18 protein-coding genes are annotated in these 14,789 nt (G+C 41.4%); 7 read left to right on the forward strand and 11 right to left on the reverse strand.

Annotated elements, in window-relative coordinates:
• Positions 1-4: 4 nt before the first annotated feature.
• From VUI23_RS03275 to VUI23_RS03305, 7 genes are all read right to left on the reverse strand, one after another.
• Positions 5-1,483, reverse strand: a complete 1,479-nt coding sequence (locus VUI23_RS03275; protein ID WP_216049722.1) for an RNA polymerase factor sigma-54 — start codon at positions 1,481-1,483, stop codon at positions 5-7.
• A gap of 61 nt (positions 1,484-1,544) precedes the next feature.
• Positions 1,545-2,270: an LPS export ABC transporter ATP-binding protein gene (gene lptB, locus VUI23_RS03280; RefSeq protein WP_216049723.1), complete on the reverse strand. Its 726-nt coding sequence runs from the start codon at positions 2,268-2,270 to the stop codon at positions 1,545-1,547.
• Positions 2,270-2,827: a lipopolysaccharide transport periplasmic protein LptA gene (lptA, locus tag VUI23_RS03285; RefSeq protein WP_216049748.1), complete on the reverse strand. Its 558-nt coding sequence runs from the start codon at positions 2,825-2,827 to the stop codon at positions 2,270-2,272. Before lptA ends, lptB begins: the two co-directional genes overlap by 1 nt.
• Complete coding sequence (gene lptC / locus VUI23_RS03290; protein WP_342806800.1) at positions 2,814-3,374, reverse strand: LPS export ABC transporter periplasmic protein LptC; 561 nt, start codon at positions 3,372-3,374, stop codon at positions 2,814-2,816. The genes lptA and lptC overlap by 14 nt, the downstream gene beginning before the upstream one ends.
• Positions 3,371-3,925, reverse strand: coding sequence for a 3-deoxy-manno-octulosonate-8-phosphatase KdsC (kdsC, locus tag VUI23_RS03295; RefSeq protein WP_216049725.1), 555 nt, complete (start codon positions 3,923-3,925; stop codon positions 3,371-3,373). The genes lptC and kdsC overlap by 4 nt, the downstream gene beginning before the upstream one ends.
• Positions 3,925-4,893 (reverse strand): KpsF/GutQ family sugar-phosphate isomerase, encoded by a 969-nt coding sequence (locus tag VUI23_RS03300; protein WP_342806802.1) that lies wholly within the window; start codon positions 4,891-4,893, stop codon positions 3,925-3,927. The genes kdsC and VUI23_RS03300 overlap by 1 nt, the downstream gene beginning before the upstream one ends.
• Positions 4,894-4,909: 16 nt before the next feature.
• Complete coding sequence (locus VUI23_RS03305) at positions 4,910-5,866, reverse strand: calcium/sodium antiporter (RefSeq protein ID WP_216049727.1); 957 nt, start codon at positions 5,864-5,866, stop codon at positions 4,910-4,912.
• Positions 5,867-6,319: 453 nt separating this feature from the next.
• Between VUI23_RS03305 and VUI23_RS03310 the strand changes: the two genes are divergently transcribed.
• Genes VUI23_RS03310 through murA form a run of 7 tightly spaced genes read left to right on the forward strand, consistent with a single transcriptional unit; the run spans position 6,320 to position 10,925 of the window.
• Complete coding sequence (locus VUI23_RS03310; RefSeq protein WP_216049728.1) at positions 6,320-7,117, forward strand: ATP-binding cassette domain-containing protein; 798 nt, start codon at positions 6,320-6,322, stop codon at positions 7,115-7,117.
• Positions 7,117-7,893, forward strand: coding sequence for a lipid asymmetry maintenance ABC transporter permease subunit MlaE (gene mlaE, locus VUI23_RS03315; RefSeq protein ID WP_216049729.1), 777 nt, complete (start codon positions 7,117-7,119; stop codon positions 7,891-7,893). Before VUI23_RS03310 ends, mlaE begins: the two co-directional genes overlap by 1 nt.
• Before the next feature lie 10 nt (positions 7,894-7,903).
• Positions 7,904-8,371 carry an outer membrane lipid asymmetry maintenance protein MlaD gene (gene mlaD, locus VUI23_RS03320; protein WP_216049730.1) on the forward strand — a complete coding sequence of 156 codons (468 nt, stop codon included), beginning with the start codon at positions 7,904-7,906 and terminating at the stop codon, positions 8,369-8,371.
• 25 nt (positions 8,372-8,396) lie between these two features.
• Positions 8,397-9,044, forward strand: coding sequence for an ABC transporter substrate-binding protein (locus VUI23_RS03325; RefSeq protein ID WP_216049731.1), 648 nt, complete (start codon positions 8,397-8,399; stop codon positions 9,042-9,044).
• Positions 9,045-9,368: an STAS domain-containing protein gene (locus VUI23_RS03330; RefSeq protein WP_342806804.1), complete on the forward strand. Its 324-nt coding sequence runs from the start codon at positions 9,045-9,047 to the stop codon at positions 9,366-9,368.
• Between the two features lie 28 nt (positions 9,369-9,396).
• Positions 9,397-9,654 (forward strand): BolA family protein, encoded by a 258-nt coding sequence (locus VUI23_RS03335; protein WP_216049733.1) that lies wholly within the window; start codon positions 9,397-9,399, stop codon positions 9,652-9,654.
• Positions 9,655-9,665: 11 nt separating this feature from the next.
• Complete coding sequence (gene murA / locus VUI23_RS03340; RefSeq protein ID WP_342806806.1) at positions 9,666-10,925, forward strand: UDP-N-acetylglucosamine 1-carboxyvinyltransferase; 1,260 nt, start codon at positions 9,666-9,668, stop codon at positions 10,923-10,925.
• A gap of 5 nt (positions 10,926-10,930) precedes the next feature.
• On the opposite strand, the gene VUI23_RS03345 is transcribed toward murA, so the two are convergent.
• From VUI23_RS03345 to VUI23_RS03360, 4 genes are all read right to left on the reverse strand, one after another.
• Positions 10,931-11,386 carry a hypothetical protein gene (locus VUI23_RS03345; protein WP_342806808.1) on the reverse strand — a complete coding sequence of 152 codons (456 nt, stop codon included), beginning with the start codon at positions 11,384-11,386 and terminating at the stop codon, positions 10,931-10,933.
• A gap of 41 nt (positions 11,387-11,427) precedes the next feature.
• Positions 11,428-12,474 (reverse strand): trypsin-like peptidase domain-containing protein, encoded by a 1,047-nt coding sequence (locus VUI23_RS03350; protein WP_303501252.1) that lies wholly within the window; start codon positions 12,472-12,474, stop codon positions 11,428-11,430.
• 136 nt (positions 12,475-12,610) lie between these two features.
• Entirely contained in the window at positions 12,611-13,975 is a 1,365-nt protein-coding gene (locus VUI23_RS03355) for a DegQ family serine endoprotease (RefSeq protein ID WP_216049736.1), read from the reverse strand.
• A 316-nt stretch (positions 13,976-14,291) separates the two neighbouring features.
• The gene (locus VUI23_RS03360) at positions 14,292-14,726 is read right to left on the reverse strand and encodes a DUF1043 family protein (RefSeq protein ID WP_342806809.1); all 435 of its coding nucleotides are present in this window, start codon (positions 14,724-14,726) and stop codon (positions 14,292-14,294) included.
• Between the last annotated feature and the right edge of the window lie 63 nt (positions 14,727-14,789).

Raw genomic sequence — 14,789 nt, forward strand, 5'->3', positions numbered from 1 at the left:
GAGCCTACAGCAGGCTCTTGCGTTGGTTAGACGGTGGGATCGATAAAGACTCCCGGTATTTTGCTATTGTCCTACGGGCGACCTGAATACCTTGGTCTGCCAGTAGATCAGCAATCTTACTGTCGCTAAGAGGCTTGGTAGGAAGCTCTGCTGCGACGAGTTTTTTAATTAATGCGCGAATTGCCGTTGAGGAACACTCTCCTCCAGAATCAGTTGCTACATGGCTGGAGAAAAAGTATTTAAGTTCATAAATTCCTCTAGGCGTATGCATATATTTCTGTGTGGTAACACGGGAAATAGTTGATTCATGCATATCTACCATTTCTGCGACATCATTTAACACCATTGGTTTCATCATTTCAGGTCCATGCTCAAAAAAACCAACCTGCTGCTGAACAATGCAGTTTGCGACTTTGAGTAAAGTGTCATTACGACTCTCTAGACTTTTTATAAACCACTTGGCTTCTTGCATATGCGACCGAATAAATTGACTATCACTGGTGTTTTTAGCGTTCCGGCTCATTGCCGCATATTGCTGATTTACATTCAGCTTAGGCAAACTATCGGGATTTAGCTCAACTTGCCAACGACCATTTTTCTTCATCACTGAAACATCTGGAATGACGTATTCAGATTCACCGATTAACAATGAACTACCAGGGCGTGGATTGAGTGTTTGCAATAACCGCATAGCTTCTCGTAATTCGTCTTCTTTTAGACGAGTTTTACGCATTAAAGTTCGGTAATCTTTACTGCCTAATAAGTCAGCATATTCGCTGATTAATAACTTAGCTTCATTTAACCAAGGGGTGTCAGGTGCAAATTGATTCATTTGTACCATTAAACATTCTTGCGGATTTCTTGAGCCTGAACCAATAGGGTCGAACATTTGAATACGTTTTAAAACGCATTCCACCTCATCAAGTTCAACCTCTTCATGGTCGAGACTAGCAAGAACATCTTCGGTGCTGATAGTGAGGTAACCAGACTCATCAATAGAGTCGATAATTGCGATTGCTATGGCAGTATCAACTTCAGAAAAAGGCGTTAAGCGCATCTGCCACAATAGGTGATCTTGAATATTTTCGGTTGTTTCACCTTGGAAAATTTGGTCGTCATCGCCGCCACTACCACCGCTTATTGAGGCGGGGGCTGAGGAGGCACTGATATATTCGTCCCATGTGCTATCTATGGGTAATTCGTCTGGGATATCTGCTTTTTCTAATGCCTCGTTTGTATCCATGGAATCAGAACTTGCGGATACCGTCTCCTCTGAGAACTTGTCATTACTGTCTGCTAAAGCGGAATCCCCAGTAGGGATATCTGAACCGTCTTCTACTTCTAAAAGTGGATTCGATTCTAACGCTTCCTGTATTTCCTGTTGTAAATCCAGCGTTGATAATTGCAATAGACGTATAGCCTGTTGCAATTGAGGCGTCATTGTTAGTTGCTGGCTGAATTTTAATTGTAACGAGGGTTTCATTTAGTTTTTTTATTCTTACTTGTTTAGCCACAAAGCTTTGGTTAAAAACAACATACCTCTACTATAGCTTGAATTGCTCGCCAAGGTATACATCTCTGACTTGTTGATTATTTAAAACTTCTTCTGCGGTTCCAGAAGCTATCAATTCACCATGACTCACAATATACGCTTTTTCACACACGTCTAGCGTTTCACGCACATTATGATCAGTTATTAATACACCAATACCTCTATCGCGTAGGTGTTGAATTATTTTTTTTATATCGTTTACTGAAATCGGGTCAACACCAGCAAAGGGTTCATCCAATAGAATAAACTCAGGGGCGGCCGCTAATGCACGAGCGATCTCGACTCTTCTGCGCTCCCCGCCTGATAAACTCATGCCAAGGCTGTTACGAATATGGTTAATATTGAATTCATCCAATAATGCATCCGCTTGCTCTTCTCGCTGATCAGAACTTAATTCTTTTCGGGTTTGCAAAATTGCCATGATATTTTGGTAAACGGTTAACTTACGAAATATAGATGATTCTTGAGGAAGATAACCAATTCCTTTTCGTGCACGGATGTGCATGGGTTGTAAGGTTAACTCGGTCTGATCAATATAAATCTCGCCTTTATCGAGTGGCACTAACCCAACAATCATATAGAAGGTGGTCGTTTTACCTGCACCATTGGGACCTAACAGGCCAACAATCTGTCCAGTAGAAACTTCAATGCTTACATCTCGCACCACTTGCCGAGATTTATAAGACTTCGCTAAATTGGTCGCTTTTAACGTTGCCATTAAGGTTTTTCATCCTGCAACTTGTCTTGCTCTTCTTCAGTTTTTTTAGTGTCGTCAGTTTGCCGATTGCGAATGCTTTCGGGTTGGAAAATGGCAGTGACCCCGCCTTCTGCGTTGCCGTCACTTTCTGCTATCAATTGCTCTAATTCCATATTAAATTGAATCGATTCACCTTTAACAAGGCTACTATCCTGATTTAATTCGGCTGCACCATTGAGTGTCAGAGTACGATTCGATACTTCATATTTAATTTCATTGGCCGCGGCACTAATATTACTGCCATCATCGAGGGTTTGGCTGTATTTTGCTGGTTTACCTCGGGCAATAAAAACTTCTTTACCTTCCCCTAAACCCGCAATAACCTCGACTTCGTCAGCCAAAATTTCAAGGCTACCTTGGGTGATTTTGACGTCTTTTCTAAATATCGACGTTTTGGTTTTGCCATCAAAAAAATTCGACTTTGAGTCAACTTTGATTGGCAAGCTAAAATCGTTCTCACCGGCAATAATAGCGGCGCTGAACATTAAGCTAATAAATAAAGCGCTAACGCGGCGCATATTGAGTTTGCACATGATTTTTAAGTTCATATTCCTGTGTAGTTAAATTTGCTACAAAACCGTTACTTTTAACAGTGAAATCTTTCCCGTTTATCTCAACCGGTTCGTCAGACATCATTGTTTTATCGACTAAATTAATTTCTAAAAACTGGGTTCTGATTGTTTGCACAAATCCCGATTCATCGAGGCTTCTAATCTCTACATCAGTTTCTAATTGAATTCGATTATCCTCATACAGCGTGCCTTCCTCAGCTTCTACATGCCAAGGCGTTTGCTCATCGGAAACATAGATGGTGTATTTAGGTTGGCTGAATAAAGTGAAGCCTAGGATTTGATAATGTTCCATTTTAAGCGCGAATACCTGATGATTCACTTCGCCGTTTTCATTGTAAAGAGTGCTGCGCATATTCCTCGCCTGATAATTAGGCTGCCAGGAATCTTCATTACTAGAATCTGTCTGTTCTGGATCTGAACCCATCCACCCTGGCACATATACCATCAAGACTAGCACAAACAAGATGCCAATGCTTAGGGTGATACGATTCATACACTACTACCGTAAATACGATTTAATTTGTTGTTGGCAAACAAAATTAGATCACAGATTTCTCTCACTGCGCCAGCACCACCAGTTGTTTTAGTGACATATTCTGCCACTGATTTCACATATGGGTGGCCATTAGGAACACTGATAGACACACTGCTTTGTTCAAACATACCTACATCAGGCATATCATCACCCATTGAAGCGATATTCTCTTTTTTTAGGTTTAATCCCGTTTTGAGTTTATGTACTGCGGTCTTTTTGTCTTCGACACCTTGAATGATCAGAGACACGCCTAGGGCTGACATTCTATTTTCCACAATGGCGGACTGGCGACCAGTGACTATTGCCACATCAATGCCAATTTCCAACATTGACTTTACGCCATAGCCATCAAGTGTATGAAACGCTTTAAGTTCTTCACCATTGTTTCCCATAAAAATGCTGCCATCAGAGAAGATGCCATCTACGTCACACACCAGTAATTTAATTTTACTAAGCTTATTAATGAAATGGTTATTAACTGGACCATAAAGGGTTTCAATAATTGACACTAAACAACTCCGGCTTTTAGTAACATATGCATATTTAATGCGCCAACTGGCTTATTTTCATGATCTACTGCAAACATTGAATTGATACTGTATTTCTCCATCAAATTAAGTCCTTCAACTGCTAACATTTCCGGTCGACCCGTTTTGCTGTTAGCTGTCATTACCTCAGAAACTGGGGTTGAGTGTATATCAATCCTATCATCAAGGATGCGGCGCAAGTCACCATCTGTAAAAATCCCAACCAACTTGCCAGTCTCGTCTATTATTCCTGTCATTCCTAGCCCTTTTCGAGAAATTTCGAACAAAGCATTGCGCACGGTTTGATCTAATTTCACTAAGGGTAACTCATCACCTGTATGCATGATATCTGCAATTGTTAATAACAGCCTACGACCTAAGCTTCCACCTGGATGAGATAGCGCAAAATCGGCGGAGGTAAACCCACTGGCGTTTAATAATGCTACAGCTAATGCATCACCCATTGCCAAAGTTGCAGTCGTACTGGCGGTTGGTGCTAACCCTAACGAACAGGCTTCTTGTTCTACCTTAATACACAGTACTTCATCAGAGTGTTTACCTAACGAGCTGGTAGTACTGTTTGTCATTGAAATGATGGGGACTTCCATTCGTTTAACCACGGGGATTAAATTCAGTAACTCCGCCGTTTCACCAGAGTTAGAAATAGCCAACAATACATCCTGGTTGGTTATCATCCCTAAATCACCATGGTTAGCTTCCCCAGGATGCATGAAAAAGGCGGGGGTGCCAGTGCTGGCTAGCGTGGCGGCAATTTTATGGCCGATATGACCTGATTTTCCCATGCCACAAACAACCACTTTTCCTTTACAGTTTTGAATGATTTGACAACTTCTTTCAAAACTTTCATCAATATATTCTTGCAACTGTAGAATCGCTTTAGACTCTATTTCTAATACCTTAAGTGCCGATGCGATATAATCTGAAGACATAGTTAATTCGCTTTATTTAAATAAACAAGAATGCGCAATAGGCTAGATAACAAACGACGAAGGCTACACCTTCCCAACGGTTTATTTGCCTTGTGCCTCGGATATTAAAACTAAATAAAATAAGTAAGACGGTCACGAATAACATGGCGTACATATCTCGATTGGCGACATTTTCGTCTATTATTCCTGGGGATATAAGTCCTGGCATAGCCAATACGGCAAGAATATTGAAAATGTTTGAACCAATGATATTGCCTAATACGAGATCGTCTTCGCCTTTCAATACTCCGGCTATACAGGCTGCCAATTCCGGTAAACTAGTACCGAGCGCTATAATGGTTAAACCAATAAGTAATTCACTCATTCCCAAGTATCTTGCGATATGAACAGCAGAGTCAACCATGAAGTGCGCGCTCAAGGGGAGGAAGATAAGCCCTAAAACAACCCAAAAAATAGCTTTTGATGGCGGTACATCGCGGGGAATTTCATCGGCGGTTTCTGTGTGCAATGGATCATTTTTTTCAGCACTTAGAGATATCCAGGTTAACCCCCCAATCGTAAACACAAATAAAGCGATTAACACTAAACCTTCAATAAAGCTTAAATGACCATCTGCTAAAAAGTAAACGGCCAACAAAGTCACAGATAACAGAACAGGAAGTTCGCGCTTAATCGTACTACTTGAAACCATCAATGGCTTTAATATCGCGGTTATACCCAGTACCAAGGCAATATTAGTAATATTAGAGCCTATGGCATTTCCGACCGCGGTATCAGGGTTATTATTTAAAGATGCTGTCGCTGAGACAACTATTTCAGGCGCCGATGAGCCCATGGCAACTATTGTTAACCCAATAACCATGGGCGAAACGCCAATGTTGGTGGCGAGTGCTGAGGCTCCATAAACAAATTTGTCGGCGCTCCAGCTAAGAACAGCTAGACCGGCTATAAAAATAAGGATTTCTAATATCACTTGACTATTTCTTTAAAAAACAATGATATGATTATCGCAAAATACATATGTAATTCCTAATGACTTTACAATAATAATTTATCGTCTCAGATAAGCCATAATTTTACTTATCTAAACGGACCTTTACTTTGTATTTACAATCTTTGATCAAGATATTGTGACCTATCAATTTATATCAAGGCTGAATAGGTGTTATCTAAAATATTATAGCCACAACAACAGATACAATTCGTTTTGCGTTACGCTTTGTTACAAATCGAAGCAGTTAGTCAATAACGCCCCATAATCTATACTGTTATCATTCATTTAAATAGCGTGATTAATTTTGGTCATTTTGAGTGGAATAATTGTTTATTAACCTTGAAAAACGATAAAATGGCCTCAAATCGTCGCATCGGTTGAAACATTTTAGGTGTTTGTCGTGTCTACTCATCCAGGCCACTCGGAGTTTCGGTGAAAAATTTAATAGAAATAGATAGTTTGACCTTTAAACGTGGTAACCGTGTAATTTACGACAATATTTCGTTACACATACCAGAAGGGAAAACCACGGCAATAATGGGTCCTAGTGGGATCGGTAAAACAACGCTTTTAAAACTGATTGGTGGGCAGTTGCGCCCCAACAGTGGTGATATTCAATTTCGTGGTGAATCCATTCCAGGAATGAGCCGTAAACGATTATTTCATGTTCGCCGTCAGATGAGTATGTTGTTCCAAAGTGGTGCTTTATTTACAGATATCAGTGTTTTCGACAACATTGCATATCCTTTGCGTGAACACAGTAACTTGTCTGAGGATTTAATTAAAACCATTGTTTTATTAAAACTTCAAGCGGTAGGGCTGCGCGGTGCAGTCAATTTAATGCCCAGTGAATTATCTGGCGGAATGGCGCGTCGAGCAGCGCTTGCTCGGGCTATTGCATTAGATCCTGAGTTGATTTTGTACGATGAACCCTTTGCCGGACAAGATCCGATATCTATGGGTGTACTGGTTAAACTGATTAAAGAATTAAATAACGCGTTGAATTTGACCAGTGTGGTGGTAACCCACGATGTAAAAGAAGTGATGAGTATCGCCGATCATGTTTACATTCTGGCTGAAAAGAAAATTATTGGCTCAGGGACTCCTGAGGAAATTAAGCAAAGCGACTCAGCGTTAGTGCAACAATTTTTACGTGGTGAAGCAGATGGACCTGTGCCATTCCACTACCCAGCGAAATCGCTGGAGCAAGAATTTTTAGGAGTGAGTTAGTGGATTGGTTAGCAAAACTTGGACAATCAACACTTGATCGATTTGCAGCCATTGGGCGAGCGACCGGTATGCTTATGGGAGCAGTGTTAGCTGCCCCTCAAATTAAAAATATCTCATTGACGATAAAACAAGTTTACGTGGTTGGTGTGCAGTCACTTTCCATTATTATCGTTTCTGGTTTGTTTATTGGCATGGTTATGGCGCTGCAAGGCTATACTATTTTAGTTGATTATGGTGCTGAAGGTAGCTTAGGTCCTATGGTTGCCTTGTCTATTTTACGAGAGCTAGGACCTGTTGTTACAGCATTGCTGTTTGCTGGCCGCGCTGGTTCGGCGTTAACCGCTGAAATCGGTTTGATGAAAGCCACAGAACAACTGAGTAGTTTAGAAATGATGGCCGTTGATCCGCTACGTCGAGTAGTCGCTCCTAGGCTCTGGGCTGGTTTAATATCAATGCCGATGTTGACTATGATTTTTAGTGCGGTAGGTATTTTAGGTGGACACTTAGTTGGTGTTGAATGGCTTGGTGTTGACGTGGGAAGTTACTGGTCAATCATGCAGTCTACCGTTGAATGGAACGAAGACGTGATGAATGGTGTCATTAAAAGTGTTTTCTTTGCGTTTGTGATCACCTGGATCGCTATCTTCAAAGGATACGACTCAGTGCCTACTTCGGAAGGAATAAGTGCAGCGACAACACAAACCGTGGTGTATTCATCATTGGCTGTACTTGGATTAGATTTCGTTTTAACCGCAATTATGTTTGGAATAGAGTGAGGAATTGAGCATGACATCAAGGAAAGTTGAAGTATTAGTTGGATTGTTTGTTGCAATGGCGATTGCAGCCTCACTAATGTTAGCACTAAACGTAGCCAGTCGAGGTTCTGTGGGGCAGGGAGATACTTATACCCTGTATGCCAAGTTTGACAACATTGGTGGTTTAAAAGAGCGTTCTTCGGTAAAAGTGGGCGGCGTTGTGATTGGTCGAGTCGAGAAAATTAAATTGGATCCAAAAGACTTTACACCCGTAGTTACCTTGAGTATTTCTACTACCTATAACCAATTTCCAGAAACCAGTTCAGCATCGATTTTAACTTCTGGTTTATTGGGCGAGCAGTATGTGGGATTTCAACCGGGTTTCACTATCGATGATATCGAAAATCTAGCTGATGGTGACTATATTGCCGACACCAAATCAGCGCTCGTTTTAGAAGATCTAATAGGTCAATTTTTATTTAGTAAAGGCAGTGACTAAGCTGCCAATCTCGTTGGGAAAAATTATGAGAAACAGGTTTTTAATAAAGATAGCGTCAATCGCATTGTTGACGATTGGTTTAAATGCTCACGGGCAAACCATTGATGAGACTAACCCATACAGCATGGTAAAAGATGTTGCGTCTCAGACTTTTGACCGCATCAAACGTGAAAAGCAAAAAATTTCTGAAGATCCGGAAGTATTGCGGGTGATCATGAAAGAAGAATTGTTACCCCATGTTGACTATAAGTTTTCTGCGTTCAAGGTATTAGGTAAATACGTTACTAAAGCTGAAAAGGCGCAACTACAAGAATTCGTTGCTGTTTTTAGAGAATACCTGGTCACCACTTATGCAGTGGCTATGGGCTATTACGACGACCAAACTGTAGAGTTCGAGCCTGAGTCTGATTTTGAAGATGAGCGCAGCGTGACAGTTCGAGCCATAGTAAAAGACGGAAAACGTCCAGACATTAAGATTGCGTTTAAAGTTAGAAAAGACAGAAAAACCAACGAATGGAAAGCTTACGATATGGTTGCTGAGGGAATCAGTATGTTGTCTTCGAAACAAAGTGAATTCGAAAGCATTTTACGTCAACAAGGCATCGACAAAGTCATTGAGTTAATGCGTGAGAAAATAGAACAACCTATTTCGCTTGAAAAGAAAGAGGCTTAAGTGGCTGAGCAATCAAACGCGATTGAAGTTACAACAAGTAATAGCGGCGCCTTTTATTTAAAAGGTGATTTAAATCGCGATACGGTAATGAAGTGTTGGCCGCAACAACAAAGTGACATTCAAACCTGTAAGACAAACGCATCAATACTACAGGTCGATTTTGCCGGAGTGAATCAGGTTGATACAGCTGGATTGGCCTGGGTTATGCGGTTATCGAAAAACTGTAAATCGGAAAATGTGCCTCTAGAATTGCTTAACTTGCCTGAAGGATTAATAAAACTTGCCAATTTAAGCAACGTTAGCACTATTTTGTCGATACAATAGCCGAAATTTATCAATCGAAAGAGTACAAATGGATAATCAACAAATAGCAGATCTGCTAAAAGAGCAGTTGGAATTAGCCGAAGTTCATGTAACTAGTGAAGGCTCCCATTTTCAAATTATTGCTGTAAGCGATAAATTTGAAAGCATGAGTCGAGTTAAAAAGCAGCAATTTATTTATGGCCCGTTAAAAGAGCAAATTGCCGATGGCACTATGCACGCTATTTCCATAAAAACCTTTTCTGAAAAGCAATGGCAACGTGAACGTATGTTCAATGTGCCCCAATAACTTCGCGTATCATGGATAAACTTAGTATAAATACCAGCCCTGCGTTGCATGGGGATGTGGTGATATCCGGTGCGAAAAACGCCGCACTACCAATATTAATGTCGTGTATTTTGGCGGACTCTTCTTGTTTTTTTGACAATGTTCCGCACCTTAGGGACATCAACACTAGCATCAAATTGCTGGGTGGTTTGGGCGTAAAAGCGCAACGTCATGATAACCAAGAGTTAGAATTGGACCCGAGTAAGATTAACAATATGACCGCCTCTTATGAGTTGGTAAAAACCATGCGCGCATCAATTCTTGTGCTTGGCCCTTTGTTAGCCAAGCATGGTAAAGCCAACGTGTCTTTACCTGGTGGTTGCGCCATAGGTGCTCGTCCTGTGAATTTGCATCTTGAAGGCTTAAAACAGATGGGCGCTAAGATCAGCGTCGATGCGGGATATGTGCGTGCTGAAGTCGATGGGCGTCTCAAAGGAGCGCATATCTTCATGGATATTGTCAGCGTTGGCGCGACTGAAAATTTGATGATGGCGGCGACATTGGCTGATGGTCAAACCGTGTTGGAAAATGCCGCACGAGAACCTGAGATTGTAGATTTAGCCAATTGTTTAAATCGCATGGGAGCGAAAATCACAGGAGCGGGTACCGACAGTATTAAAATTGTCGGCGTTAAACGTCTTCAAGGCTGTCACTATCGGGTTTTACCAGACCGAATAGAGACTGGGACCTTTTTAGTTGCTGCGGCAGTAACAGGGGGAAATATCCGCTGTACCAATGCTGCACCACATACCCTAGACGCTGTGCTGACTAAATTAACTCAGGCCGGAGCTGATATTGAAACTGGTGAAGACTGGGTGTCATTGAATATGCATGGTAAACGCCCTAAAAGTGTCAATATTAAAACCGCTCCTCATCCTGGATTTCCAACGGATATGCAAGCGCAATTTATGGCGTTAAATTGTGTGGCCGACGGTACTGGTGTAGTGACTGAAACTATATTTGAAAACCGATTCATGCATGTACCAGAGTTACAGCGGATGGGCGCTAAAATATCCCTAGAAACCAATAACGCGGTTTGTGAAGGAGTAGAGCAGCTTACTGGGGCACAAGTAATGGCAACTGATTTGCGGGCTTCTGCCAGCTTGATTATTGCCGGCTTAGTCGCTAAAGGCGAAACCATAGTCGATCGAATTTATCATTTAGATCGTGGTTACGAGCATATCGAGACTAAATTGACCAAATTGGGCGCCAACATACAACGTATCAGTTAACCACGTTAGGCGCTGAACATTTCAAACGCGAAAATCACCGGTATGACCAATACCATTAACAGTATTAGTGCAGTAACAGTAATAACAAAAACTCGCCAATTGGATTGAAATCTAAACAAATCACTTTCGATTATTTGTTGTTTACTGCACTGGTGTTTTTCAGCTATCTGACGGGCAACAATACAATAGACAATAGGAATAACTGTATTTGGGAAGTTCTCAGGAATAATCGGCAATAAGCAGATAAAAACCAAGCACAAAGATAACCCCCATCGTAGGGTTTGTTGAGCTTTATCGAACTGATTCAAAGCAGAAAAATTCTGATATAAAAAGTATACTGCGGCCAGAGGACCACCGATAAAAGCGCCTAAGGTTATCTGATTCGGTGAAAAGATTGAGGTGCTGTCAGTGGATAACGATTGGCCCATGTCGCTTTTCGGTGCGCTATAGGGATTTTCCATAATTTAAAACTTCCTTACTAACTTCAATAACTGAATTTCTGTTAAGTGCTAGCTTCGCCAACCGTCACTTTAATATTGATAACTTTACCATTGCGAGATATCGACAAATCTAATTGTTCACCAGGGCGGCTTTTCGCAATCATGTCGAAAGTTTGATCCAATGTTTCTAACTCAACTTGATTCATCGATAAAATGATATCGTATTGTTGTAAACCTGCCAATTCAGCAGGGCCTCCAGGGGCAACGTTGGTAACAACTATGCCGGCTAGATTAGGATCGATACCACCAGTAAAACCAAGTTGTCCATGAGTTGCCTTACCATTTTCGATGATTTCATCCATGACTCGACGAGCCAATGTGTAAGGTACCGCGAAAAAGATGCCGTTCACATCAATCACTCTGCGTTGACTATCCAAAGTTTTGAAGTTGGCGTTATTAATACCAATTAAAACGCCGTTGCTATCGACCAAAGCGCCGCCAGAGTTACCTTCATGCATTACCGCATCGGTTTGAATAAACTCTCTGAAATTTTGGGTAATGGTGTGGCCCGAACGACTAATGATGCCTTGGGTAATGGTCTGGCCAATATTCAATGGGTTACCTATGGCTAAAACCACATCACCGACGCGAATTTGCGGATCTTCAATTTGCGGAATAACTTGTAAATTATCGGCTGTAATTTTTAACACTGCTAGGTCGGTAAGTTCATCATATCCCGCAAGTTCAGCAGTAACACGGCGTCCGTCTGGAAGTCCTACAATAGTGCTTTCAGCATTTTGGATAACATGCCAGCAGGTGAGGATGTAGCCGCTTTGGGTCATTATCACACCTGAGCCTAGACTAGTGCGATTTACTTGCCGACGTCGAACAATATCAATACTACTGCTGTATATATTAACCACTGCGGGGGCCGAGCGACTTATTGCGTCGTAATAACTTTGTTTTTCAGGCTCTGCTTCGCTGCGATTAAATACATCAAAGCTCAAGCCACTGCCACGTCTTAGTTCTGGCACTAATGCTAATATAAGCGCTGAGATAATTAATCCCAAAGCGACGGATTTTGTTAAAAACTGGAGCCAGACTGGTATTTTCACGTGGTAGATCAAGTTAAACGACTGATTATTAAGAGTAACACTGAATAATCATTGATGGTAGGTATCTAAGGTGGATAAAAGCATAACAGCCGCAGATTTGTTGGCTGTTATGCTTAAAACGGTTAATAAACTATCGAATTACTAAATACAACGAGGTCTTACCACGTTGAACATTTAATGCTATTACACCCTGTGCTTCGTCCATTTGTCTGCGTAAGTCAGCCACTGTAGTTACTCTGGCTCTATTAACACCGACTATCACGTCGCCATCTTGCAAACCAATACTGGCTGCAGGTGAGCGGTTTTGTATTTCGGAGATAACCACACCATCGTTACCGCGTACGGTTTTACCATTAGTTAAGGTTGCTCCTTCCAAAGCCGGGTGGATTTCTCGGGCAGCAACCACTGCGCCAGTAGCATCACCAAGAGTGACGTCAATGTTACGAGATTTGCCTTTACGCATAATCGTTAATTCAACTTCAGAACCAGCACCCATAGTGCCTATTTTGGCGCGTAATTCCTGGAAGCTGCTAACCGCCAAACCGTTGATATGAGTGATAATATCGCCTGATTCTATGCCACCTTTTTCGGCTGCTGAATCTGGGCTAACTTCACTCACGAAGGCACCTTTATTGACGTCAAGGTTCATCGCATCTGCCAATCCAGCATCTACATCTTGACCAATCACACCCAGTAAGCCACGACGAACCTCACCAAACTCAATAATTTGATCTACTAGGCTTTTCATCATGTTGCTGGGAATCGCAAAACCGATACCTACGTTGCCACCATTTGGTCCGAAAATAGCGGTATTGATACCAATTAACTCACCACGAAGGTTAACTAATGCACCACCAGAATTACCTCGGTTAATGGCCGCATCAGTTTGAATGAAGTCCTCGTAACCACCAATATTTAAACCAGAACGCCCTAATGCACTGACGATACCTGAGGTCACTGTTTGATTTAGACCAAAAGGGTTACCAATGGCTACAACAAAATCGCCAACTCGCAATTTATCAGAGTTTGCCAATGGAACGGCTTGTAAATCTTCAGCTTCAATTTGAAGCAAGGCGATATCACTTTGCTCATCAGCACCGAGTTTTTTGGCCTTTAACTCTCTACCATCTGTTAGTTTGACAGTAATTTCGTTGGCGTTGTCGACTACATGATTATTAGTCACTACGTAGCCTTTTTTGGCATCAATGATGACCCCAGAGCCTAATCCTTTAAAAGGTCGTTCTTGAACTTGTTCATCTGAACCACCAAAAAAATGACGAAACATTTCAGGCACACGTTGCCTTGAAACTTGCGTGCCTTCTACTGCGATACTGACGATAGCTGGAGTAGTTTCCTCTAGCATCGGAGCCAAGGTCGGCACTTCATTTTTGTCGGAAGAAAAAAATGGCAAAGCGGCGTTGGCCGACATAGCGATGGACGCTGCTCCAACAACAATAGCGGTGGTAAGTATGAAACGATTAACAACTTTTTTCATCGTAGATTTGTCTCCAAAGTATTCTACTAAAAATCAAATTAATGTAGTTAACCTAAACTCGGGATAAGAAGCGTCAATCAATCACACATTGTGCTTAACAATCTGCGCTATCGCTTAATAACTCAAAAAGTGGATATGCGCTCGATGATGAATTTGATGTATAAAGCGAAGTCAGTTTTCTTAGTTAATAGTGAACTATTACTGGAAGACACAACGACGCTAGACACAAAATACCATTATCGAGTTACCCTGCTTATCCCTAGTTCAGGTTCTTGAATCAAATGACCGTACAATGGTGCGCAAAGTTCAGATTTAATTACTTCTCGTCGACGACTTGCTTATTTTTTGCGTCAGTAAACAGTCCAGTCCTTTCACCTGAAAAGTCTTTGGGTTGAAATTCAGTATTTTCAGATTTGCGTTTATGCTTCGATTGTTGATGACCGATATATACCGATGCCTGTTCACCAAAGTAAGTTAACTTTTCACCATCATCTGCCTGTGTTCTCTCAATCGCACTTTCAAATGCATCAAGTTGTTCTGATAAACTCTCACACTGATTTTGTAAAGCCGTTACGATATTGCGAGTTTGACCAATGTGATCAGTGGCGTTTTGCGCCATCACTTCCCTAACTGTATTTTCGTTTTGTTTCGAATTTTGATCCGCTAATTTTCGATCAGCAAAGAATTTTGAGATAAAAAATCCTAAAATCATGCCTACAACCAATAGCAATAACCCTACTATCCAGTCCATAATGTCTCCAAATTGTATAAATGCTTTACTTAATCATACTCGCTTAGCAAACTATGCGGACAA

The sequence above is a fragment of the Alteromonas sp. M12 genome, assembly GCF_037478005.1.
Lineage (GTDB): Bacteria > Pseudomonadota > Gammaproteobacteria > Enterobacterales > Alteromonadaceae > Aliiglaciecola > Aliiglaciecola lipolytica_A.